Annotated in this window: 19 protein-coding genes, 1 tRNA gene and 1 CRISPR repeat array (1 of these 21 only partly in view); of the genes, 6 read left to right on the top strand and 14 right to left on the bottom strand. The window is 44.6% G+C overall.

Annotated elements, in window-relative coordinates; all coding sequences use genetic code 11:
* Positions 1-1001: direct repeats of the CRISPR family, unit length 32 nt; unit sequence GTTTCAATCCACGCACCCGTGATGGGTGCGAC (it extends 10723 nt beyond the left edge of the window).
* A 247-nt stretch (positions 1002-1248) separates the two neighbouring features.
* Both cas2 and cas1c read right to left on the bottom strand, forming a co-directional pair.
* The gene (gene cas2 / locus JFC06_RS10845) at positions 1249-1539 is read right to left on the bottom strand and encodes a CRISPR-associated endonuclease Cas2 (RefSeq protein WP_198335053.1); all 291 of its coding nucleotides are present in this window, start codon (positions 1537-1539) and stop codon (positions 1249-1251) included.
* 36 nt (positions 1540-1575) lie between these two features.
* Entirely contained in the window at positions 1576-2607 is a 1032-nt protein-coding gene (cas1c, locus tag JFC06_RS10840) for a type I-C CRISPR-associated endonuclease Cas1c (RefSeq protein WP_198335052.1), read from the bottom strand.
* A gap of 126 nt (positions 2608-2733) precedes the next feature.
* On the opposite strand from cas1c, the gene JFC06_RS10835 reads away from it, so the two are divergent.
* Positions 2734-2886 carry a hypothetical protein gene (locus JFC06_RS10835; protein WP_198335051.1) on the top strand — a complete coding sequence of 51 codons (153 nt, stop codon included), beginning with the start codon at positions 2734-2736 and terminating at the stop codon, positions 2884-2886.
* A gap of 24 nt (positions 2887-2910) precedes the next feature.
* Here the strand turns inward: JFC06_RS10835 and cas4 are convergent, their stop codons facing one another.
* From cas4 to cas3, 5 genes are all read right to left on the bottom strand, one after another.
* Positions 2911-3546: a CRISPR-associated protein Cas4 gene (gene cas4, locus JFC06_RS10830; RefSeq protein WP_198335050.1), complete on the bottom strand. Its 636-nt coding sequence runs from the start codon at positions 3544-3546 to the stop codon at positions 2911-2913.
* A gap of 80 nt (positions 3547-3626) precedes the next feature.
* Positions 3627-4523, bottom strand: a complete 897-nt coding sequence (cas7c, locus tag JFC06_RS10825) for a type I-C CRISPR-associated protein Cas7/Csd2 (protein ID WP_198335049.1) — start codon at positions 4521-4523, stop codon at positions 3627-3629.
* Between the two features lie 48 nt (positions 4524-4571).
* Positions 4572-6722: a type I-C CRISPR-associated protein Cas8c/Csd1 gene (gene cas8c, locus JFC06_RS10820; protein WP_198335048.1), complete on the bottom strand. Its 2151-nt coding sequence runs from the start codon at positions 6720-6722 to the stop codon at positions 4572-4574.
* Complete coding sequence (gene cas5c, locus JFC06_RS10815) at positions 6719-7468, bottom strand: type I-C CRISPR-associated protein Cas5c (RefSeq protein ID WP_198335047.1); 750 nt, start codon at positions 7466-7468, stop codon at positions 6719-6721. The genes cas8c and cas5c overlap by 4 nt, the downstream gene beginning before the upstream one ends.
* 63 nt (positions 7469-7531) lie before the next feature.
* Positions 7532-10171, bottom strand: a complete 2640-nt coding sequence (cas3, locus tag JFC06_RS10810; protein WP_198335046.1) for a CRISPR-associated helicase Cas3' — start codon at positions 10169-10171, stop codon at positions 7532-7534.
* 533 nt (positions 10172-10704) lie between these two features.
* Between cas3 and JFC06_RS10805 the strand changes: the two genes are divergently transcribed.
* Together JFC06_RS10805 and JFC06_RS10800 are read left to right on the top strand one after the other, a co-directional pair.
* On the top strand, positions 10705-11334 hold the full coding sequence (locus JFC06_RS10805) for a LysE family translocator (protein ID WP_198335063.1): 630 nt from the start codon (positions 10705-10707) through the stop codon (positions 11332-11334).
* Positions 11335-11469: 135 nt separating this feature from the next.
* Positions 11470-12426, top strand: coding sequence for an EamA family transporter (locus JFC06_RS10800; protein WP_198335045.1), 957 nt, complete (start codon positions 11470-11472; stop codon positions 12424-12426).
* A gap of 119 nt (positions 12427-12545) precedes the next feature.
* Here JFC06_RS10800 and ppiC read toward each other — a convergent pair whose 3' ends face one another.
* Both ppiC and JFC06_RS10790 read right to left on the bottom strand, forming a co-directional pair.
* A complete protein-coding gene (gene ppiC, locus JFC06_RS10795) occupies positions 12546-12824 on the bottom strand; it encodes a peptidylprolyl isomerase PpiC (protein WP_198335062.1) in 279 nt (92 codons plus the stop codon).
* Positions 12825-12981: 157 nt separating this feature from the next.
* A tRNA-Val gene (locus JFC06_RS10790) sits at positions 12982-13058 on the bottom strand.
* A 276-nt stretch (positions 13059-13334) separates the two neighbouring features.
* Between JFC06_RS10790 and JFC06_RS10785 the strand changes: the two genes are divergently transcribed.
* Positions 13335-14312 (top strand): glutathione S-transferase family protein, encoded by a 978-nt coding sequence (locus JFC06_RS10785; protein WP_198335044.1) that lies wholly within the window; start codon positions 13335-13337, stop codon positions 14310-14312.
* A gap of 294 nt (positions 14313-14606) precedes the next feature.
* Here the strand turns inward: JFC06_RS10785 and hemB are convergent, their stop codons facing one another.
* The 5 genes from hemB to JFC06_RS10760 form a co-directional block, all read right to left on the bottom strand.
* Positions 14607-15614 (bottom strand): porphobilinogen synthase, encoded by a 1008-nt coding sequence (hemB, locus tag JFC06_RS10780; RefSeq protein ID WP_198335043.1) that lies wholly within the window; start codon positions 15612-15614, stop codon positions 14607-14609.
* A 267-nt stretch (positions 15615-15881) separates the two neighbouring features.
* Positions 15882-17687, bottom strand: a complete 1806-nt coding sequence (locus JFC06_RS10775) for an efflux transporter outer membrane subunit (protein ID WP_198335042.1) — start codon at positions 17685-17687, stop codon at positions 15882-15884.
* The gene (locus JFC06_RS10770; protein ID WP_198335041.1) at positions 17687-20914 is read right to left on the bottom strand and encodes an efflux RND transporter permease subunit; all 3228 of its coding nucleotides are present in this window, start codon (positions 20912-20914) and stop codon (positions 17687-17689) included. Before JFC06_RS10770 ends, JFC06_RS10775 begins: the two co-directional genes overlap by 1 nt.
* 35 nt (positions 20915-20949) lie before the next feature.
* Positions 20950-22341 carry an efflux RND transporter periplasmic adaptor subunit gene (locus JFC06_RS10765; RefSeq protein ID WP_198335040.1) on the bottom strand — a complete coding sequence of 464 codons (1392 nt, stop codon included), beginning with the start codon at positions 22339-22341 and terminating at the stop codon, positions 20950-20952.
* Positions 22342-22950: 609 nt separating this feature from the next.
* Positions 22951-23979, bottom strand: coding sequence for a polyprenyl synthetase family protein (locus tag JFC06_RS10760; protein ID WP_198335039.1), 1029 nt, complete (start codon positions 23977-23979; stop codon positions 22951-22953).
* A 568-nt stretch (positions 23980-24547) separates the two neighbouring features.
* On the opposite strand from JFC06_RS10760, the gene rplU reads away from it, so the two are divergent.
* Together rplU and rpmA are read left to right on the top strand one after the other, a co-directional pair.
* Entirely contained in the window at positions 24548-24859 is a 312-nt protein-coding gene (gene rplU, locus JFC06_RS10755; protein ID WP_057761012.1) for a 50S ribosomal protein L21, read from the top strand.
* A gap of 91 nt (positions 24860-24950) precedes the next feature.
* Entirely contained in the window at positions 24951-25208 is a 258-nt protein-coding gene (gene rpmA, locus JFC06_RS10750; protein ID WP_193004881.1) for a 50S ribosomal protein L27, read from the top strand.
* The last annotated feature ends 118 nt before the right edge of the window (positions 25209-25326 follow it).

The following is a 25326-nucleotide window of genomic DNA, read 5'->3' as shown; positions in this document are numbered from 1 at the left end:
GCACCCGTGATGGGTGCGACGGCTTTGAGGCTCATTTAGCCATGACCAATAAAGTTTCAATCCACGCACCCGTGATGGGTGCGACTAAGGCTTATGTATCAGGTGCGCGTAAAGTACGTTTCAATCCACGCACCCGTGATGGGTGCGACATTCCAGCTATTACGCATCATCGCGCCTTTGTAGTTTCAATCCACGCACCCGTGATGGGTGCGACGGCGGTAAATAGATAGTATTACTACCTGCTATAAGTTTCAATCCACGCACCCGTGATGGGTGCGACGTTTGCCTAATCAGTAACGCTATGTTCGCATATACGTTTCAATCCACGCACCCGTGATGGGTGCGACTAAAGACGCTGCTATCGCTGCTATGGAGCTGCTGTTTCAATCCACGCACCCGTGATGGGTGCGACTGTAAAAAGCAGCTTTAATACTGACACTTTAGCGTTTCAATCCACGCACCCGTGATGGGTGCGACAACTACCTAGTAGGTATTATAACCACATCGCAACGTTTCAATCCACGCACCCGTGATGGGTGCGACGCGCTTGATGCTCAGATGGCCTTTGCTATTCAAGTTTCAATCCACGCACCCGTGATGGGTGCGACTCAAATCCACCTTGCAATCTAGCTAAAGCATCCGTTTCAATCCACGCACCCGTGATGGGTGCGACCATACCTTTGACCATATCACCATCAAGCCATAGCATAGGTTTCAATCCACGCACCCGTGATGGGTGCGACCTGCTCCAGTAAAGCGATTTGTTTGACAAACTGTTTCAATCCACGCACCCGTGATGGGTGCGACGTCGTGGCAGCAATCACATATTTTTAGATAAGGTTTCAATCCACGCACCCGTGATGGGTGCGACGAAACACGCGCTACGACTGCTCAAAAGTTATTTGTTTCAATCCACGCACCCGTGATGGGTGCGACCCAATAGCGTTTTGGCTCGTCGAATGGATCAGGGTTTCAATCCACGCACCCGTGATGGGTGCGACAGCCCATGGTCTAAGTCCCTAATAAGGTTACGATTAAACCTTGGAATTTGCGAACCTGTAAACCATCGGCGAATTTGGCAAGCATATCGCTTGCCAAATTTTTAATGTGTAAAAATAAAAGTATTAAAATCAAGTTTTTAAGTAGCATCACGACCCCTTTGCGAGTCTCCTAGAGATTTTATGTACGCTATAGGTTCGCATTGACCTTATGACAGTCAAATAATAGGTTTTACTGTGGTTATCATGACTAAAAAAGCAGTACATCGTTTAAGTCTAGCACAGGTTTTGCGCCAATGTGTTCTACTTTGTTTTGCCAGTTTTTACCAAGATAATAGTAACGCAAACTATCAATATCAGGGTTAATGATGTCTTCGAGCTTTGCTCTTAGTGCCGTCCATTCGGCAGGATTGACTTCTATTTCAAACACCGAGTATTGTACCCGCTGCCCATAGTTTAAGCAGTGCTTGGCAATGTGGCGCAGACGCTTAGCACTGGAGGTGCCCTCTGAGCTGATATCATAGGTGACTAATACCATCATAATACACACCTTTTGTCCTATTCTTATTTTGGCGACTTATTTCCATAAAAAAGGAATATAAGCATCGATATCGCCCCTAATGTGACGTGCCATGATGGTCGCTTGTAAGTGTGGTAGTAAGCCAAAAGGCACCGTCTCCTCAAACCACTCATGATAAATAGTCTGCTGTTTACGATCATGCCATGCTTTAAAAAAAATCTGGCGAGCCTCATCTTTTAGCCAAACTGAGCCGTTGGCCTCTTGTTTAAAATCCGACTTACCTAACTGCTTTTTATTGATAAGAGACAACACAAAACGATCAACCATAGGACGAAACTCTTCAATCAAATCGAGCGCTAGAGAAGGTCGTCCAGGTCTTAATCGGTGAAACATGCCGCAAGCAGGGTCAAGCCCCACTGTTTCTAGGGCGCTACGACAATCGTGTGTCATCAAAGTATAAGTGAAAGAGAGCAGAGCGTTGACAGCATCAGTGGGCGGGTTGCGTGTGCGTTTGGGAAAATAAAAATCAGGATTGCGGATCAGATGCGGGAACACACTAAAATAAATATTGGCCATCTCACCTTCACGGCCTAATAGATCGGGCAAGTTTTGCGTCGTCAAAATTTTATGAAGCCCATGTCCCAATCGTTGTTGCACAGAGTCTAAGCGATCAGTAATTGGCGCATCTAACTGCTGTTTATAATCTCGTAGATAGCGACGAATGACTTGGCGCTGATTATGGACTTTACCCAAAACAATACTGTGACAGATTGGCTGAACCCTTTCAGGATCATCGCTAATACGATACTGCTCACGGCGCAAGAGCACATTGCCACTGACCGCGCCTTCGATACGCGCTTGGAACTTGCCATATTGATTAAGATGGGTAATGGTGATGGCGTTATCGGTGCAATGCGCCATCAATGCGGGAGATATCGACACTTGCCCAAAGCAGACAATCGCGTCAAGTTTGTGAATGGGCACGCGACCTTTGACCTCGTAGTCGATATTCATCACCACGTTTTCGCCCTGTTTATTGAGCCACGCGCCTTGAGTTTGGACGAATAACGTGTTTTTTAAAGGTCGCATATGGACTCCTAATGAGTGTTTTGACCACCTAACTCGAGTTGATTTTTGAACATAGTTTTTTATTATGCTACGTTAAGTACGACAACGCTTAAATACTATCAGGCAACTACTATCAAGGAATAAAGTATGAGTAAATCTAACAACGACGCGGACATGCAAAATCCTAATAAAGGCACTGACGGTACGAACAAGACTTATGATCAAACTCAAGGTAATAAGGGAAAGCAGTTAAACCCACAAGAGCCTAAAAACGATGCCCAGCCTAAAGATAGTAAATAGTAGGGTAAGATTTTGAAGCCACTACTAATGATCGGTTTCATCCAAACTGGATGCTATTTTTTTTGACAACCAAGCTGTCGCATTCTTATTAAAAATTGTCGGATGACAGACATCTTTAAGCGAACAATTACGACATTTACTGGTGCTATAGATTGGTTTGGGTGTTTGCCCGCTCTCTATAATATAGCGACAGTCGTTTATAGCGTCCAAGGTAATCTGTCGTAGCTCATCATCAAAATCGACAGCATGACGGCGACGTGTCTTCCCGTAAAACAAAGCGCCTTTGGGAACGATACACTTATGCATATCCTCTAAACATAATGCTTGCGCGCACAGTTGTACCTCATCGGCACGGTGCGATTTTGGCTTACCGCGTTTATATTCAACTGGAAACGGTATTTGCTGACCGTTCTCATCGGTATGATATTCGACGACATCAGCCACACCTTCTAGTCCCAATGCTTCATGCCCCAATTGCAGAGTACGCACCGTCTTAATATTGCCGCGCGTCTCATGACCACCCGAGTTGACTTTCTCGTGCATGACTTGGCCTTCAGCAGTAAACACGTTCTCCTCCCACGCGCACTCCAGCTCTATCAAGGCAAACTGGCGAGGACAGAATAAATAATGCTGCAAGCGTGATAGGTAGAGGGTTTGCATAAGGGTTCGGCCCTGAGTTAATAATAATTGAGCAAACTGTACAGGATAAAGTCTACTCAATTGTCAAAAGTTAAAAGCGTTTAAAACCCTTCAATAATATCAGGCTCTAGCCCTTCTAAAGCTGATTTCAACGCGTCTTCATCAAATTCACCGTTGTTGTTGAGCAGCTCTTTTAAGCTACGATGCACTTTAGCGGAGGAGCATTGTCCTGATTTGCTGTTGTGCGCCCACCAAATGACCTTTTTGACTTGCATACTGCCTTCGGGGCGGGCAGAGGACGCATCCCCTTCAAATAGCTTTGGCAGTATCTCTTTTATCTTTTCGGCATCAGTATCACTAAAGCCTGTCCGTTCAGCCAACTGCGGCGTGATCGCACCATAGGTCACATAAATGCCTTCATCGACGCGATGTTTCATACCCATGGTATCGCTACCTTTTTTTGTACCATCACCTTCGCCACTGACACTCTTGGTAATTTGAGTGCTGGTAATATCGACAGGTTGCAAGCTGAACGCAGACTGGATAGTAACAGGACCCCGAATAGGGATAGAGACGCCATCCGCGCCTTTAGTATCTGCTTTAAAGGCAAACACTTGCCCAAAGGCACGGACATCAAACCATTTATCACAGGCCTTTTGTGCGGTCTCATCACGCTTGGCTTCGATATTTTCTTTTTTATTGGCTTCAAAAGCATTTTTACCTAACCCTACCTCTTCATCGTAGGCACGATTTTTGAGACTGGTCATACCATCGGTCTTTTTCTCATCAGATTGTACAAAAATATCTTCGCCGGACTCTTGCAGACGGTCACGAATTTTACGCTTTAAGCAAACGTCAGTGATTTCGCCATTACCTGCAAAATCGGTACGAGGCCGGTTACCGTTTAGTGGATCACCATTTGGATTGGCATTGTTTACGCCAATGATTAGAGCAAAGTCGATTTTATTGACGATAGGGTTTTGGGTAGAGGTAGACATAATTTATCCTTTTATTAAGTTTTAAATACAGATATTCAAAAGTCTAAGTTAAGCGGTTTCGTCAGTTTCTAAATATTTATTGTCTTCACGCGCTTTTTTTGTCTGCTGTTTGTCCAGTTTGATTTGCATCTTTTGACTGTGATAACCAAGCAAAAACTCACCCGACAAGGCGGAGTCATTACTGAAATCTTCAATGTCGAAGCGACTCATAATTTGGTCTAGTAAATCCTGCATATTGGATAAATAACCCGCACGGTTTGACTTTAGACGGTTCTCGTAAGGTTTAAGTGCCAGCTCAATATTGCGCCATGTGGTAAATGGGCGATTGGCGAACTGCTGCATATAGCGTTGTGCTGTTGTATTGCGCTTTTCTCCAGCGATATATAATGCCAAGCTCTCAATATCTTCGGCAACCGCCAATAGCCGACCATATAGATAATCTCGACTGTTATAGTCTGTTTGTAATGTCACGGTATAGCTCCTTCTGTGATGGTCTGATTGACGCAAATAATAGCCACGGTATAAAGCACAGGCGACCCCTAATGCTTGCTCCCATTCCCAATGTTCTAATGCCAATGGATTACAGGCTCGCTTGACACATAAATCTACCAGCTGCCAAGGAAATTGCCTTGCTTCTCCCTCTACGATACAAGGCAGTACTTGCGAGACAACTTGTTTTTTCAGCGCGTCTGACAGACGAGAGCCGTAAGCCACTTGTGCTATTAGCTTAGGAATGGGCGCTTTAATGGTAAGCTTACGCTCGTTGGTTTCAGCATCTTTATAAGTGGCATACCACGAAAACTGCTGATACCAACACGCTAAAGCTTCAATATAGTCATTCGGCATAGCTTCATGATAATAAGTAACGGCCATGCGTCCAGGCGTGGCAGCATCTAGGGTAATAATTGAGATTTGGTCATGCGCATCGAGATTTTGACGATAGCCTTGCATGGTATTATTGAGATGTTTAGCAAAAGTCTGACCTAGATTATTTTTATGCTGAAGTTCTAGAGTTACACTTTCTTTTGTTATGATTTCACCTTTGTCACTATGTTCTGACTCATCATCTACTTCATCAAAGTCTTCATCATCTGTCATGGCAAAAGGATTGGCTTCCTCTTCTTCTAAATCGTCTGTTTCAATATTTTCTTCAACATCAAAAGGCGCAATCTCATTATTTTCTTGAGTTGGCTGCGGGGTTTCGTTACCAGAGATTGCCCAAGCGACAACCGCTTGACCGGCGTCTTCGCGACCTTGGCGGGTCAATAACCATGATAGGGCCGCATGAGCTTTTTCTGTGACAACGGCACTGATATTAGCGCCTTGTAACCCATGTGCTTTAATAGACTTATCATCGTCAGTAAAGCGTCCTAAAAAGGTAAAACTTGATAAATCATTGGCAGAGATCAGCTTAGCGTTAGTTGCGCTACGCAGGATACGATTGGGATGTTTGCTTGCCAGCGGACTGTCTTTGCCCGTGATATAACAAAAACCATCAGTGCTATCAAGTGTCGCGTAAAACTGCTGCCACGAGTCAAAAAGACTCTTGTCTCGCCACGTTTCAGACACGCCGCGTTCAGCTTGTTTACCCAGTTCTGTGGCAGTCACTCGCCAAGCAATAAATGCCGCACCTTGGTCAAATACCCCGGTGGTATTTTTATTTAGCGATGATAAGACACTATCTGGATGGTCGCTGGCTTGTTTGGGGTAGGCCAGTTTGTTTTTATCATCAGGGTCAGCAATCAAGACGTTAGCGCCTAGCAAGTCTTTGACTAGGGTTCCTTTTTGCACATAATTCAGGACGGCTTTGGCTTTTGGATGGGCATATTTTGAACCGCACCAAGCAGACAGCTCTTGCTCATAAAGATGGTAATAATCATCTTTACCACCATTACTATAGTCGTAAAAGTCTTTACCAACATATTGCAGCTTATCGGACAGTGGATGAGCAACTGGTTTAGAAGTACGGTTAGCGGATGGGTTGGTTGCTGGAATAACTAAGTTGCTTGATTTAACCTTGCCATTAGCATCTCGGCATACCTCAGCATGAATGAAGTCGCCTTTATCATTGATAGTGACAATAATCTGTACATTTTGATTGACATGATAATAAGGCATTAAACTGCTTTCTTGAGCCTGAAGCTCTTCGTTTTGGCTGGCAAGCTCATAGGTTTGATACAATCGTTGTAACCAGCTCATAGAGCCTCCTCCGTACTAGTGACAGGCTCAATATTTTCATCGAGGGTAAAGGTCTTGGCACTCATGGCGCGGACAAATCGATTGGGCATACCGTTATCACTATCAGCTTGCAAGTCATCAGTGGGTTTAGGGAACTCTACGACACCATGTCTCATTACCGCACGAAAGAATCGACTGTGCAGCTCATCCATGCCAGTCTCGTCAGGATAGGCGAAGCTATGAAACATTAGACCATAACTTAGTTCTGGATTATCATCATAAGCCCCTTGACCACTACCAAACTCACAAGGCTCGACATAGCCTTGACATTCTCGCGCCCCTAAAAATATGTCTTGGCGACCGCCTTTATCGACCATACGTTTGGCAATGCTGTAGTGCTTGCCATCGATGCGGTCCGCTTCTAGCTCTGGGCGATGTATATTCCACTCAAAGTGCGCTTGCACTTGATAAGCTACGTCATATAAATAAGTATAATAAGCCAAATCGTTGCCGTCTTTATGGTATCTAATCGGCTTCATGCCTTTGGTTTGGGTACGGATAGGGTTAATCACTCGCACCTTATCGATGTACCAAATAATACTGGGTTTCCAGTAAATACTTTTGCAGACGCCTTTTAATGCTTCATAAGTGGGTAAGTGGTAACTGGTTTTTTCACCGCCAATGCGTGTGATAGGGTCGGTGAATAAGGCATTTCGTCCTGTAAGCAAAAATTCGATTGAGTTTTTTGGTTTTGTATTCTGTGGCATTTGATATCCTCTGATGACTTAAAACAATTTTGACTAATCTGACTATAGAACATCCACTTCGTTTTAAAACCCTTCTATAAAATCAAGCTTACCGTCTCCCGCTATATTCAACCCCATACACTCATCATAGAATGTCTCTGAGAGGGTAAAGATGCCGGTGTCTCTGACCTGTTCTATAGCATGCTCTTGCTGTAATTTATCAAACATATAAGGAAAAACGTTGACGCTATACTGCTGAGCGTCGCGCACCAGCTTATAAAAATCTTTATCATTAAATTGTGTCCCATATAACGCGGTAATCAAATCACTTCCTTCCTCTGTGTAAGGCACGATGACGGCTTTTGTCGGGGCATCAATTGCTTTAAACGCACGTCCTGCATCCATAAAGGATTGCCATAACTTAGGGAACTGACTGTTTTTAAGTCTACTAGCATTATCATTATTGACCGCAGGATTAAGCGTATTATTACTTAGCCAACCAAATACAGTCTCACTGCTAGAAGGCTGACCATTTGTTTCTTGGACGGGGTAAGCCATCTCTTTGGTAGCATGCTCGGTACGATAAAAAACCTCAAAAAACTGAGTCATGATGTCAGGGTCTAGAAGGTGCTTATTTTGGTTTTTAGGTTGAGACAGCAGTGGTAAAATGTTGTTCTCCATCTGCTCCTTACCCAATTTAATGGTCGGCAGTTTACTGAGACTTTCCTTGTCAGGTTTTACGATAAACACTTGTCCTTTAATCGGGTTGCCCTTTTTATCCACCATTTCACCATGACGGTTACAACGTCCCGCGGCTTGTGCAATACTATCTAGCCCTGCCAAAAACCGAATAACAGAGGCAAACGACACGTCAACACCTGCTTCAATAAGCTGAGTTGAGATGACCAAAGTTGGTAGACCTTGTTTTAAGCGTGCTCTAATCTGACTGAGTAAGTCCTTGCGATGACGAGCGCACTGACCTGTACTTAAATGATACAGCGCCTCTTTAGGTGTGGTCTCTAATAACGTCTGATAGAGCTGGCTTGCCCAAATCTTAGTATTGACAATCACTAAAGTGCTGGAAAAATCTGCGAAGTTTTCATTAATGTACTCAGTTAACGCATTTAAATCTTTAGGTTGTCCAGTATGATTATGAATGTCTACGCGCGTTAGCGTATTAAATAATTGTGCTAATTGGTCACGATTGCCGATAATCTCTGTTGCCGGATAGAGACTACCGTTGTGGGCGATGGGGAGGTTGTCTAAGACAGGCTGGGTAGCGGTACATAGTACCGCTGTAGAATTTGTATAGCGGGTCAAAAAGTTAATAGCATTACAGAATAAATAGTAGCAGTTAATAGGTAGGGTTTGGATCTCATCAAAGATCAGGACTGCACGGCTCAATTGGTGCAAGCGTCTAACGCCTTTGGTGCCGCCGCCAAAGCAGCTTTCTAAAAATTGCACCATGGTCGTAAAAACAATCGGCGCGTTCCAGTTGTCCATAATCAGCTTGCTTTGCCATGTCTGCACCTCAGGCTCTAAGTTGGAGTGTTGTTCTAACACCCAGTCGCTCACGTAACTACCATCAGCCAGCTTTTCTTCTAGAATATCTCGTACTTCCTGAGCGTTTTGTTCAATAATACTGGTAAAAGGGATGATGTAGATAATACAATCAAGATTGTGACGTTTGGCGTGTTGAACAGCAAAGCGCAGGCTGGCAAGCGTTTTTCCGCCACCAGTCGGCACCGTTAAGGTATAAATTCCTTGCTCTTTTTGCCCTGCTTCATAGCAGGTGCGGGCAATAAGGTTACGCTGATAATTAATAGGGTTAGGAGGGCTATGCGTGGCTTTATCGGCAAAACTTGTGTACAGCGCCTCTACTTTATCGATGGCAATCTGCCAATCGGGACGGGAGTATTCTAAAAGGTGAGCTTGGCTTGGATACTCAAAGGCAATGCTGTTACTACGATCTGCATCGATCAGGCAGCTAAATAGCATTCGGGCGTAAAATCCGATATAAAAATCTTTTTGTTTATCCGTTGCCGACTTATCAAATAGCAGCGTGGCAATCACATTAGTAAACTCTTTGAGTGTTTCGCTTTTGAATTTTTTATCTAAATGAGCAAACAAACTGTTGGTTGTCGCATTGACTATAGATTCTTGATAATGAGATTTGTCCTCTTCCTTTTTTTTACGGTGATTAAGGTAATGATGACCTTCTTTATCCACCACATTCACCATACCGCTATGATGTGACGCCACACAAATAAATAGAATATCGGCCAGCAGTTGACCTTGACCGACTTCTATCTTCTGCTGTTTACTTTCATCTTTTATGGTTTTTGTTAATCTCCAAAATAGCTGATAAAGGTGTATTGCACCAGCGGTAGAATGGTCAACTGAACCCCGTTTAGGTTTACCTTTGAGCAGTATTTCAGCTTCTTCGTCTTCATCTAAGTCTAAAGATTTATAACTGTCGTAGGCAATGCTGTCTCTGATATACGTCTGAAATGCCTGACTGTATTTCCCTAAATCATGTACTAAACCAATTAACTCACCGGATAATGGCAAACGTATTTTAGCGGCTAAACCTTTGGCTATTTCTGCCGTACCTATCAAGTGGTCATAGAGTGGTTGTTCGTTACCGTCACTCTGACGCACATGCGCAATGAATTTTTGCTCACCAGTGTTTGACAGATGTTTTTGAACTTTCAGATCTTCCATGACCCTTTAACTCCGAACAAGAGTTTTTTAAATGATTAAGTCAACACTATCCTAATTTATTACGAGTAACAAGAAAAAATTTAATCTAAACGAGCGTAGGGGTGGTTAGAGGTTTAAAGAATAGGGGTAGTCCGAGCAGGAGAGTCGTAGTTTGACATCTGAATAGATCGTCACTGTAATACTGAGCTCTGTTTTAGGTATCTTATGGATGGCTAAAACGTTTGCTATTAGAGTAGAGGAAAAAATACTGTTTGAGGACAGGTAAAATTGAGAGAAATGCTAGCGTCGATATAATGTTTAGAGAGAGAAGGGCATGCCGAAAACCTGAGGCTTCAGGGGACATAGTACGAGCTGTGAGTGGTCTGTTAATAGAGTTTAGAGTTACAGATAAACAGTTTCATTGAGGGTACGCTTTTATTTTTCAAAATGTCTGTTCTTTCTAAAATAAGCCTAGTTCGACATATAAATTAAATGCTAGAATACCAACAAAAGCTTACTATGGTAGTCGTACTGAATGAACAACATTACCTTATATATCCTTATATATCCTTATCGCTTCTGCCACTATTGCTAGCCCAGGTCCTGGTGTCATTCTAAGTATTACAAACTCCCTGACGCATGGTCGAAAAAAGACAGCTTATGGCATTTTAGGCCTCTCTTTAGGGATTCTAGGCGTAGCAATTGTCTCAGCTACCAGTATTGGGTTAGTGATCGCAACATCAGAGAAAATGTTCTTGACCATCCAATTAGTGGGTGCAATGTATATATTTTACTTGGGTTTTAAAATGGCCTTTGGAAAGCGAAAGTCATTTGTCCTAGAGTCTGATAATACGTTAGAGGTCAGTACTACCAGTGCGGGTAGGTTATTCAAAGAAGGTTTACTAACATCCTTGTCTAACCCAAAACCTGTCTTATTTTTTATGGCTGTCTTTCCGCAATTTATCAATACTGAGCAAACCTATCTCTCTCAATTTCTGATTTTGGCTTTAGCTTTTTGCCTATTGGTTTTACTGATACATTTTTGCTATGCAGAGGCATTTGCTTTAGCCAGCCGTTATTTATGGAAAGCTCAAGACAACTTATACTTAATTACAAAAATAGGCAGTGTCACATTAATGCTCATTGCCATTTTGTTGTTTGTAAGTGTGGTGCTCACTGTCTAACCCCATTCGCTAATAAATACGATATTGGACTAAGACAGTCAAACGTAGTCGGGGGGCATAGGAGTTTTACCGATTAAAACCAGTTTTTTAGCTAAGTAGCTCTATTCATTAGTCATCATTTCCTAGGCCAACGATATGACCCCTTTATACACCGCATTGGCTGTACTGGTTACCTTTATTTGGGGTGTGAATTTTACCTTTATTGCGTGGGGGCTTGAAAGCTTTCCGCCGCTAATGCTCACCGCCTTGCGTTTTTTCTTTACCGCCGTGCCACTGGTTTTTTTTCTAAAACCGCCCAAATTTAATCGTACGTTATATATCTATGCCATCGGTACGTTTGTCATGCAGTATGCTTTTGTATTCACTGCCATGCACTTAGGGGCGTCGGCAGGGTTGACGGCACTACTGCTACAAATTCAGATTTTTGTCACCGTATTGCTGGCGTATTTTATATTGGGTGAGGCAGTGAGTCGCATGCAACTCATTGGTATGATAGTCGGTGTGCTAGGGCTTAGCGTGATCGCGCTAAACCTTGGTGGCGATATGCCTTTGGCTGGGTTTGTCTGTATCTTGATTGCGGCCATAGGCTGGAGTTTTGGCAACATTGCTTCAAAGCAGGCATCAACACAAGCGACTTTAAAAGCGACGCAGCAAGGTGCAGGGGTGTCTATTGTTTCGGCTAATACTGGAAAAAATAAAGCATCCGCATTGTCTGCGCTCGCTCTCGTGGTCTGGGGTGGTCTGATTGCTTGCGTGATTTTGACCCTATCTTCTCTCATATTTGAGACCGAGGCATGGCAGCTGGCGACGTTTACTGAGGCCTCGCTCAAGTCTTGGCTCTCGCTTGGGTTTATCGTGTATGTCTCAACCCTGATTGGCTTTGGACTGTGGGCACACCTGCTCAGTCAGAATGTTGCTTCCAATGTTGTGCCATTTGCCCTACTGGTGCCGGTGTTCGGTATGGTAACCTCAGTGCTGCTCACAGGGGAGGTGGTGACGTGGTGGAAGATGCTGGCAATGACCTTGATCTTGTCGGGGTTGCTATTAGCAAATATGAAAATAAAACTGGGAAGAAAACTCCGACCAACATGACTGTAGCTGCTTTTGTTCCCATAAATAAGATGTAGTCATGACATTCGCTCATTTCTGAATCAGGATAACGTTTAAGGCGTGCTTTAATCAGCTTTCAATCAAAGATGCGACTCTAACTCTTATGTTCTATAAAGCACTTTAATCACATGCCAGCCAAATTTGGTTTTTACTAAATGTGGGGTGAATAGTTCACCGCTGAAGCAGACTTTATCAAATGACGGCACCATTTGGCCTTGTGTAAACTCACCTAAGTTGCCACCTTTTTTACCTGATGGGCAGGTTGAGTGTTTTTTAGCCAGCACGTCAAAATTGGCGCCTTTTTTAAGCTTGGCAATAATGTCTTCAGCCAGTTCTTTGTTTTTTACTAAAATGTGTAATGCGCTAGCGGTACGAGCCATCATGTAAACCCTTTATAAAATATCAATTATCGGGGCATTATATCATTACTTACCTTGGTTGCTAGCCTCACTTGTAGGTAGCGTTTTCATTTCCGCTACAGCCCATATTTCACGGACAAAAAAAAGCCCCAATCTTAAGATTGGGGCTTTTCGAATCTGGTAGGCGTAATCGGATTCGAACCAACGACCTCTACCATGTCAAGGTAGCGCTCTAACCAACTGAGCTATACGCCTATTTAGGTTGAGCATTTTAGCAAGTTTTCAGGACTTTGCAAGTCTTTTTTACGCCAATATGAAGTTATTGTCGAAATACTAGAAGAATCATCCTCTGCATTACTTGTCGTACCTAACTTAATAACAGCAGGGACCTAAAGTTGGTACAATATTGAGAATGGTGTCGAGCTTAATACAGCACAATATAGCAGTGTTCCTAGGGACGTGCGAGATTAATCATACAAGTATTTAGCAACTATTACATATACATAAAATCAAAATACTAAGGATGATGAGATGGGTTTATTAGTCGATGGACAATGGCAAGATAAATGGTACGACACCGATGCTAGCGGTGGACGCTTTGAGCGTGAAGACGCAGGGTTTAGAAACTGGGTAACGGCAGATGGCAGCGCAGGTCCGACAGGCAAAGGCGGTTTCAAAGCTGAAGCCAATCGTTATCATTTATATGTGTCTTTAGCCTGTCCTTGGGCGCATCGAACCACGATTTATCGTAAGCTAAAAGGCCTAGAAGATATCATTTCGATGTCTGTGGTACATCCATTTATGGGGGATAAAGGGTGGACGTTTGCGGAGGGCAAAGGCGTGATTGCTGATCCGATTGTTCATGCAAGTTATCTACATGAGGTTTATACGGCGGCTAAGTCAGATTATACAGGGCGCGTGACGGTTCCTATTTTATGGGATAAAAAAACCAACACAATTGTGAGCAATGAATCCTCTGAAATTATTCGTATGTTTAATTCAGCCTTTGATGAGGTAGGAGCAGTAACAGGTGATTTTATACCATCAGAGTTATTAGCAGAAATTGATGACATGAATACCTTTGTCTATTCTGCCGTGAATAATGGTGTGTACAAGGCTGGTTTTGCGACCACACAAGAAGCTTATGAGCAGCCACTGACGACGCTGTTTGAGGCGTTAGACACACTAGAAGCGCGTTTGGCAAAGCGTCGTTATTTGATGGGGGACACGATAACAGAGGCCGACTGGCGTTTATTTACCACGTTGGTACGTTTTGATGCCGTTTATGTCGGACATTTTAAGTGTAACATACGCCGCATCATTGATTATCCAAATCTTTGGGGCTATCTGCGCGATTTGTATCAAGTAGCAGGCATCGCTGAGACCGTCAATATGGCTCACATTAAGCAGCATTACTACACCAGCCATGCCAATATTAATCCCACGCGTATCATACCAGTCGGGCCTGAACTTGACTTTACGACAGTACATAATCGTGAGCAGTTATAAGTAGTTGTAGCGTTCGTAATGGCAATACAGATCTTTTGTTTTAGGGCGTGTTCTCATTTTAAAAATGGTGATAAAAATGAGATAAATTGCAGTCAAACAAGAAAAATAGTGCAGATAGTATTGAGATATTAACCAACTATTTGCCGCTGTTTGGCAAAATTTAGCCGTTTTTAGTCCATTTAGATGACTATCGATTGAATTGAGGACACGCCCTCATAAGGTGTCAGTAAAAAACCCCTCGGCTGCTAGTAGCTGTGGGGTTTTGTTACGACATAAAAGTCAGTTTAGTGGCTATTAAGCATTGTTTAACTGACGGGCGGCTTCTAGAGCAAAGTATGTCAAAATACCATCAGCACCAGCACGGCGGAACCCAATCAAAGATTCCAAAATGACCGCGTCACTTAACCAGCCATTTTGAATGGCTGCCATATGCATGGCATATTCGCCAGAGACTTGGTAAGCAAACGTCGGCACGCCAAAGGTATCTTTGACTTCACGGATAAGATCTAGATAAGGCTGACCTGGTTTAATCATCACCATGTCAGCGCCTTCGTTAATATCCATCGCCACTTCATGCAGCGCTTCGGCGCGATTGCCAAAATCCATTTGGTACTGTTTTTTGTGGCCACTTTTTAAGTTGCCCGCGCTACCTACTGCATCACGAAACGGGCCGTAGTAAGCAGAAGCGTATTTGGCTGAGTAGGCCATGATGGCAGTATTGACAAAGCCTTCTGCTTCAAACGCATCGCGCATGGCTTTAATACGACCATCCATCATGTCGCTAGGAGAGATGATATCAGCGCCAGCACGGGCATGGACGAGGGCTTGCTTGACCAGTACTTCGATGGTTGCATCGTTAATGACATAGCCACTGTCATCGAGTAAGCCGTCTTGTCCGTGTGAGGTATAAGGATCTAGTGCCACATCGGTCATCACCACCATTTCTGGAACGGCATCTTTTATGGCTTTGACGGCGCGCGCTGTCAGGCCATTTTCATCATAGGCAGATTTGCCATCAGGGGTTTTGAGTGCATTATCAATCACAGGGAAGATATCGATTGTGGTGACGCCCTCAGCTAATAACTCTTTAGCGTAGTGAATCAGCAGATCAATCGATAGGCGCTCAACACCTGGCATACTAACAATGGATTCGCGCTGATTGTTTCCTTCTAGTACAAAAACAGGGGCGATGAAATGTTTAGGGTGTAGCTCAACTTCACGAATCATCGCGCGTACGTTGTCGTTATAGCGCAGACGGCGCAGGCGAGTTTCAGGGAACTGGCGGTTAAAAGTATACGTCATGATAAGTCCTTATGTTATGTTTAAACACTATTATTTTAATGGCAAAACTGTGGTCTTATGAAAACCGCTTTGTTGCATCAGTTTGTTAAGCCAAATGGTTCTCTGTGGAATAAGCTTTCGTAAAAGGGTAGACAACACAATGCCATTACTATAACCAATAGCGGGTTACGAAAGCAAAAAACCCTACCAAGTCGGCAGGGCTGATTGTCATTATCGACTGTCAACGTGAGGACAAAACAACGTCACGAGATTATGGCTTGCCACACTTTAAGGCTCAACAATCTGGGTGACTGGTATTTGCTCAACACTATTCTCTGGTAGCGTCGTCTTTTCAGTGACCACGCCTACGGCGGCCTCTGTTTTGCCGTCATTATCAACATCAACGACAGCAGTAGGTTCAAAGACAGCCACCTCTTTTTCCTGTGCCTGTTTAATTGCCACGGCTTCTTGCGGAGAGGCCACCCGCGCTGAGCTAGCAGCCTCTATCGCATAAGCAGCTTTAGCTTTTGCACTGTTTGCAGGTAGGGTCGCGATTTGGGCTAAATTGGTGTACTGCGGCACCGGAATAACAGTGGGGGCATCTAAATTAGCACCGCCACCCAGCGCTTGGTATAGCTCAACTTGGCTGACGATTTTTTGTAGCTCTAAGTCTAAAATACCTTGCTGCGTTGAGAATAACGAGCGCTGGGCATCCAGAACATCTAGATAGTTTGAAATACCTGCTTTAAAGCGTGCATCAGCAATTTGATACGTTTGCTCAAAGTTGTCTTGCAAACGATACTGTGCTTCGAGCTGCTCGCCAAGTGTCGCACGGGTTGCTAACACATCTGACACTTCGCGGAAGGCGGTCTGGATAGATCTCTCGTAATTAGCAAGTGACTGCTCACGCTCAATTTTGGCCACCTCGTAGTTGGCATCCAAGCGACCCGCATCAAAGATAGGTACACTCACGCTAGGACCAAATGACCAGCCAACAGCGCCACTTTTGAACAAGTCGTTTAAGCTACCGCTACTGACACCAATACTGCTCGCTAGGCTGATAGACGGGAAATAAGAAGCACGTGCCACTTCGATATTGGCACCAGCGGCTTTTAGGTTGTATTCCGCTTGTAGCACATCTGGACGATAGCGTAGCAGCGCACTAGGTAATCCAGCGTTAAATATTTGCTGACTCGTGATGTTACTGACCGCTGGCGCTGGAATCAGGCTGGTTGGAATCGGTCCGCCGACCAAAAACTGCAAGGCGTTACGCGATCTTAAAATGCTGCTTTGTGCCCGCAGCACGGCAAGTCTAGCGTTTTCTAATGAAGCACTTGCTTGCAAAGAAGGCAGCCTAGGATCAATGCCAGCTTCAAAACGTTTATTGGCAATAAATAGGGACTGCTCACGACTCTCAACTGTCGCTTCTGCCAGTTTTAGCTGGGCTAAGCTGTAGCTTAAATTGGCATAACTCTGCGCAATATTACTAATCAGACTGATTTGGGTAGAGTCTTTAGCGGCCGCTGTGGCTAAGAAGTTCTGTAGCGCTTGCTCTTTTAAACTAGAGATTTTACCCCAAAAATCGAGCTCATAATTAGCCAAGCCGAGGTTGACGTTATAACTGTCGCCTGTTTGACCTGCTTGGCGTCGACGAGAATAGCCGGCTTGCCCATCAATAGTCGGCAGATCATTGATGTCGGTAATCTGATACTGCGCACGTGCTTGTTCAATCGCTAGAAGGGCACTTTCTAAGTCTTTGTTGTTTTCAAGACCTAACGCAATCAACCCTTTTAAACGCTCGTCGCTATAAAAGTTCTGCCAGCGCTGACTGGCCACACTGGGTTGCTCAGCGGTGCTAATGGTTTCTTTATCGAACGCCCCATAAGCTTGCTCGATAGGAACATTTGGCTCTGCTAGGACAGGGCGCGTGTCAGCTTTTGGAATGGTATTACAAGCAGCCATGCTCATCGCTAAGGTGGTTAAACCTAATAGGCGAACGCCATTTTTGCGCATCCGTGATAGCGCTGGCTGTGCAAGGGTAGCAGTTTTTGCTACCGCTGATGAGCTTAAAGTAAATATGTTTTGAGCACTCATTATGTATTGTCTCCAAAGCTTGCAGGCTGATAACTCTCAGAAGGCGTTGGGTTTCGTGGATTGGGCGTACCATTACCATCATCTTTATCGTTTGGCTTGTTGTTCTCATATTTATGCGGGAACATACTACGCACCCAAATATAGAACATGGGAATAAAGAAGATACCTAAGAAGGTGGCGGTAACCACTCCGCCAAGTACACTGGTACCGATGGCGTTTTGACTGCCTGAGCCAGGACCAGTGGCGATAAATAATGGCACAACACCCAGCCCAAAGGCAAGCGAGGTCATGATAATAGGACGCAGACGTTGACGTGCTGCTGTCATGACGGCTTCTCGCAGACTATAACCTTCCTCTTGGTGTTCTTTGGCAAACTCAATAATCAAGATGGCGTTTTTGGCGGACAAACCCACCACCGTGAGCAGACCGACTTGCAAGTAGATATCGTTACTAAAGCCACGTAACCAAGTGAAGATCACGGCACCCAACACACCAAGTGGGATGACCAGTAGCACTGAGAAAGGAATAGACCAACTTTCATACAAGGCTGCTAGGCACAAGAATACCACTAAGATTGAGAGCGCATATAGCATAGGTGCCTGTGCCCCTGATTTTTGCTCTTCAAGTGACATACCAGTCCACTCGTAACCCACACCGTCAGGTAACTGCTGTATCATCGCTTCCATTGCGCTCATCGCCTCACCCGTACTCAAACCTGGCGCTGCGCTACCTTGAATGTTCATAGAGGGTAGGCTGTTATAACGCGTCAAACGCGGTGAGCCAGACTCCCATTCACTGCTAGAGAACGCGTCAAATGAGATCATCTCACCGGTCTCATTACGTACATACCATTTACCGATATCATCAGGGTTAGTACGGCTGCTTGGTTCACCTTGAACGTAGACACGCTTAATGCGGCCGCGATCAACGAAGTCATTGATGTAACTTGAGCCCCAAGCGGTAGAAATCACGCTATTGATGTTGGCCAATGACAAGCCATAAGCGGCGGCTTGTTCTTGGTTGATGTTCACTTTTAACTGTGGCGCATCTTCTTGACCATTTGGACGGACACCGGCGACTTGATCGTTTTGCGCCGCCATACCCAGCAGCATATTACGCGCTTCTAGTAGCCCGTCGTGCCCAAGGTTGCCTGTGTCTTGAATCATTAAATCAAAACCACTAGCGTTGCCAAGTTCAGTAATGGCTGGCGGTACAATCGCAAACACCTGTGCTTCATTTAATTGGGTCATAAAATAGCCCATGGCACGACCAGCAACCGCTTGTGCGGTGTTTTCTTCGCCAGAACGATTTTCCCAGTCGGATAAACGCACAAACGCCAGTCCCATGTTTTGCCCTTGTCCGGCAAAACTGAAGCCTGCGACCGTAAAGACTGAAGCGATATTATCGGCTTCTTGCGTTTCGTAATAATCACTGACTTTATCAAGGACGTCTTGCGTTTCATCAAGCGTTGAACCGGCAGGAAGCTGAACTAAGGTAAACATAATACCTTGGTCTTCTTCTGGTAAAAATGAGCCCGGCACCCGTAAGAAGACCACGGCCATGATACCGATAATGGCGGCATAGCCAATCAAATATAACCATTTAAAACGGATGCTTTTACCAACGAAGTTCTCATACGAGCGGCTCAGCTTAAAGAAGCCACGGTTGAACCAACCAAAGAATCCTTTTTTCTCTTCGCTATTACCTTTTTGATGGCTTTTGCTACGTTTGAGCAAAGTCACGCATAGGGCGGGGGTAAAGATAAGGGCCACTAAGGCTGACAGCACCATACTGGTAATTAGGGTGATTGAGAACTGACGATAGATCACACCCGTTGAACCACCGAAGAATGCCATCGGTACAAAGACAGCGGATAGAATCAAAGCAATACCGATAACGATCTTACTAATCTCACCCATGGACTGTACGGTGGCATCTTTGACAGAGATATGAGGGTCTTCCTCCATGATACGCTCGACGTTTTCGACGACAACGATCGCATCATCGACCAGTAGACCGATGGATAGCACCATCGCAAACATGGTAAGCACGTTAATACTAAAGCCGGCGACGTAGAGTACTGCAAAGGTACCAAGTAAAACGACAGGCACAGCGAGCGTAGGAATAATCGTTGCGCGCCAGTTTTGTAGGAAAACGAACATAACGATAAATACGAGGACAATTGCCTCTAGTAGCGTCATGACGACCTGTTCGATGGACAAACGCACGAATGGGGTAGTGTCGTAAGGCACAACCGAGGTCAAGCCAGCTGGGAAGTTCGCTTCCAGCTCTGCCATACGTGCGCCGACTGCTTCACGAGTCTCAAGCGCGTTGGCGCCACTCGCCAATGAAATACCGAGACCAGCTGCTTCTTGGCCATTGTACAGTGAGACAACGCTGTAATTTTCACTACCAATTTCAACGTCGGCGACGTCACCTAAGCGCACTTGGGCACCAGATGTGTCAGTCTTTAATAAGATGTTTTTAAACTCTTCAGGGGTTTGTAGATAGCTTTGTACCGTGACGGTAGCGTTAATCACCTGTTGATCGGTATCGGCAGGCGCTTGCCCCAATTGGCCAGCAGAGACTTGCGCGTTTTGCGCCCGTACGGCATTAACCACGTCAGAGGGGACCATGTTATAGCTACGTAGGCGGGCAGGGTCTAGCCAAATGCGCATTGCATAAGTAGAACCAAACACCTGAACTTCACCGACCCCTTCGACACGGCTGATCTGATCGACAACGTTTGAGTTAACATAATCGGCGATATCACTGCGATCCATACTATCGTTTTCAGAAACGAAAGCTTGCACCATTAAAAAGCTGCTAGAGGACTTGTTAACGTTGACGCCTTGACGCTGTACCGACTCGGGCAGTGAGCTCATAGCGGCTTGCAGTTTGTTCTGTACCTGTACCTGAGCGGTGTCAGAATCTGTACCGTTTTCAAAAGTCAGGGTCACAGAAGCACTGCCATTCGAGGAGCTCGATGACGACATGTACATGAGACCATCAAGCCCTTTCATACGTTGTTCAATAATCTGTACGACTGAGTTTTCGACGGTTTGTGCGTTAGCGCCAGGATAGCTTGCACTAACCGAAATAGTTGGTGGCGCAATACGTGGATACTGTTCAATCGGTAAGCTAATGACCGATATCACCCCGATGAGCATGACCAAAATAGCCAGCACCCATGCAAAAATAGGGCGATTAATAAAAAAACGTGACATAGTATATCCCTAAGTCTTCCTATCTTTGAATGGAATTATTGAGCGGCGGCTTCTTTTGTTTCTTCGTTAGAATCATCGTTGCCAGCGGGTTTTTTATCCACTGTTTTTGCCGCTTGTTGCGGCGTTTTAGCATTCGTAGCAGATGGCGCTGGATTGGCATTTTCTAATGGCTTAACGACTACCTCTTGTTCAGGTTTAACCTTACTACCACCTATCACCACGACTTTATCACCTGTTTGTAAGCCATCAGTGACGACCCACTGTCCATCGTAAGTACCATTAATGGTCACTGGACGCAGTTGGATTTTGTTGTTTTCATCAACGATGTACACTTGCGTCTCACCTTTAGGCGTACGGGTTACGGCACTTTGGGGTACTAATGCAGCGTTGGTAATCACGCTTTGGGTCAAACGTGCCGTCACGTACATCCCTGGTAGCAAAATATTATTGCTATTTGGGAAGATGGCACGCAAGGTCACAGCGCCTGTGGACTCATCAACTTTTGCTTCAGATAAGGCAAGTTTGCCACGGACAGGGTAGACCGACCCGTCTTCTAGTATCAGCTCAACCGAATTCATACCTGGCTGTGCTTTGCCTGCCGCGATTTGCTGACGCAGCTTTAGTAGCTCAGACGACGACTGACTGATGTCGACATAGATAGGATCTAAGCGTGAGATGGTAACTAACGGCTCAGGTTGACCCGCGCTGACGAGTGTTCCGGCGGTAACGCTAGAGCGATCAGTACGGCCAGTTAAGGGAGCACGGACGATAGTGCGATTGAGGTCTAACGTACTGGCCTCTAAACCTGCCTGAGCGGTCTGGATACCCGCTTTGGCACTTTCGATACCTGCTTGGGTTTGTCCAACAGCGGCGGCCGCACTTTGTACAGCAGCTTGAGCAGTACGTACTTGCGTTTGTGCCTGTTCATACTGCTGCTTTGAGATGGCATCAATGCTGACTAAGCCTTGTAGACGTTGCAGATCATTTTGTGCTTGTGCCAATGATGCTTGACGGCTGGCTAGCTCAGCTTTCGCATTGGCGTTATTTGCTAGCGCGGTCTGATAATTGGCCTGTGCTTGTTGCACGGCTGCCTGACCACTGGTGACAGAAGAGGCGTAGTTATCAGTATTGATACGATAAAGTGGCTGGCCTTTTTTGACGTTACTGCCCTCACGGAACAGTACTTCGTCAATAACGCCATTTACCTGTGGGCGAACGTCGGCGGTTTGATAAGCCGCTGTACGTCCAGAAAAAGTTTGTACCTGAGGTACGGTATCAAGCGTGACAGTCTGGACGTTGACAACCGCAGGCGGCATTTGTTGCTGTGCAGCTTGCTCACCAGCGGCGTCCTCGTTTTTGTCACAGCCAATCAGTACAGCTCCAGATAGTACAGATGCTATTACAAGCGCAAGAGTAGAGTGCTTCATCAATGTCCTCGGCAATATGTATAAAATAAATAGTGACAGTATAAAAAATTTAACAATAAATCTTAGCGTATTAAATATAAAAATTAGTATGTACTCTAAGCATCCATACCCTCTTTGCCAGTTGGGTTTTTCATCGAAATTGTTTAGAAAAACCGAACGGTTAGGACATCTGATAGTGACATAGACGTTAAGTAACGGCGTAAGACGCTCTAGCAGCAAAGATGTGGCCAAGCCACAAAGTTGACCAGTAAATTTAATGAGTTATTATAAACTATAGGGGTAACCCCACAGTCAAGTGTTTGAGAGTAGGGCAGAACGTAAAAAAAACAGTTACATTGGTGTGGAGGGAGACAGTAAATATTGTTGGAGTAAGGGCTGTCTCTACTAACAGCTAATATACAGGCATACAATACTCTATTGAAATTAATTGTAAATTTTTGTGAAAAAAGCAAAACCCTAGGCGTAATAGGGTCTTTAAACCATGATAAATCAGGGCTGTCAGCAAAAAACTGGTTTTAGCAACCTTTAAGTGTGACCATTAAATAATCAGCCAGCAAGGGGTTCTAAGGACAGCCTATTACTAACAGCGCATGTTTTATGGCAATACCGCTACACCAAGCGCGCGCTAGCAAGCTCAGTCAATTGATATAAGCCTGTACGATAACGGTTATCAGGCAATGTGCTAAGGGCTTGCTGCGCCAGTTTGGTTTCTTCCAAAGCGCGCTGTTTACAGTAGTCTAACGAGCCTGAACGGCGCACCAATTCGATCAGCTGCTTAGCATTCGGTGTTTTTCCTGTCTGCACCGCGATACGCAACTGCTCATAGCCTTCGATATCGCTATTTTTTAGTAGCTCAAGTGCTTTAATAGTGGGCAGGGTCGGCTTACCTTCAGCCAAATCATCGCCAAGGTTTTTACCCATGACCTCACTATCACCGCTGTAATCAAGGACATCATCAATGATCTGAAAAGCATTACCAAAGTGCTGACCGAAGTCGCCTAATGCCTGCAGGTATTCTGTTTTGTCTTGTAAGATAGCGGAGCCTTGAGTGGCCATCATAAATAGACGTGAGGTTTTACCATCGATAATGCGTAAGTAGTCGTCTTCTGTCGCGGCAGGATTGTGCTGATGCTGCAGCTGTAATACTTCGCCTTCAGCAATATCACAAGTCCCGTCTGAGAATACTTGCAGCAATGGTAAGCTTTGAAAACCCACCAGTAGATTAAAGGCACGGGCAATCAGATAGTCACCAACCAACACGGCAGTGGCATTGTCCCATGTGGCGTTTGCAGTTGGCTTACCACGGCGCTGTCCTGACTCATCAATAACATCGTCATGAACGAGCGTAGCGGTATGGAGCATCTCAGTAATCGCGGCTAAGTGCATGGCTTTTTCTGATGGTTTGTCATCAAACATACGGGCACATAACAACGTAATTAGCGGGCGCATACGTTTGCCACCAGCGTTGATGACATGCTGCGAGACACTCATCACCAGTTGTACTTTTGAATTAAGACTACCGAATACTTGCTTGTCCATAATCTCAAAATCATCAGCCACGATACTCTGAATGTCAGTATAGCTAAGTGGCGTGGTTTGAAGGGTGGAATGCTTATTGTTTAAAGGAGTGCTGGTCATAAGAAATAGTCATATTAATTAGAATAAAGAGCGCTTTTTATAGCCTTAGCTTTATACATAAGTAAGGCGTTGTTTTGCCTATAATAGCATAGCTGCCTCTTTAAATTGTGGGTTAAAATAGACCAAGAGCAGAGCAGTCATCTTTTACTTATACGAAACGTACTGCAGACAAAAGGTGGAAAAAACACGGTAAAATTCCCTGACCCGACAATCAGATGAATACTCACGTAGTTGCTGCGTTTACAGTGTTACGAGTGCCCAATAAAAGGCTGTAAGTAACTGATTATATAAGTTATAATGGGCGCCGTTGGGCATGGCTCATCATCCGTTATTGTTGTAGTATCTGTGTTTATGTGATGCATCGTTTTTGCTGCACGCATCAATAACAGCTTATACAAAGAGACGGTCAATGGTTTTTAGTGTAACCACCTTACAAAAACAAGAGGCGCGGCTTGCTTTTATAAGCAAAAAGCCGTAAAATCTTGCCTTTAATTTTTCCCTGTCGTGTTCGTCGTAAAAGCGTTGGTATAATATCAGCCACGGCACACGGGTTAAACGGAGTCATATCATGTACGCAGTAATTAAAACTGGTGGTAAACAGCACCGTGTAGTCGTCGATGAGCTTTTAAAAGTTGAATTGCTAAAAGCAGAAAAAGGCGAAACAATCAAATTTGAAGACGTGTTGATGGTTGTTGACGGCGATAACGTCAAAATCGGCCAGCCTGTCGTTGATGGCGCTAGCGTAGAAGTTGAAGTTGTTGAGCATGGTCGCGGCGAAAAAATCCGTATCATCAAGCACAACCGTCGTAAGCATTATCACAAAGAGCAAGGTCACCGCCAATGGTACACCTTGTTAAAAATCAAAGCCATTAATGCCTAATGACCCATTTAGCGATTGTCGCTAAACAGGGCACTAAATGCTTAAGAGTTGTCGCATCAGCGATAAGTCACATTAACAAGGAGATTTTCTCATGGCACATAAAAAAGCTGCCGGTTCGACTCGTAACGGTCGTGATTCAAACCCAAAAATGCTCGGCGTAAAAATCTTTGGTGGCCAAGCTATCACAGCTGGTAACATCATCGTTCGTCAACGTGGTACAGAATTCCACGCAGGCGAAGGCGTTGGCATGGGTCGTGACCATACTTTATTTGCACTAAATGACGGTGTGGTAAAGTTTGCGACCAAAGGTAAATTTAACCGTCGTTATGTTACGGTTGAAAACGCATAATTATCCACTTAAGTCATGTTATTCTTTGAGTAACATGATTGGATAACGAAAAAGTCCCTATTGTGAACTGACCCCCATAAGTTGGACACAACTTATGGGGTATTTTTATGCGTTACGA

This window comes from Psychrobacter namhaensis, assembly GCF_016107545.1.
In the GTDB taxonomy this organism is placed as follows: domain Bacteria; phylum Pseudomonadota; class Gammaproteobacteria; order Pseudomonadales; family Moraxellaceae; genus Psychrobacter; species Psychrobacter namhaensis.
This window is presented reverse-complemented; position numbering and strand designations above follow the sequence as displayed.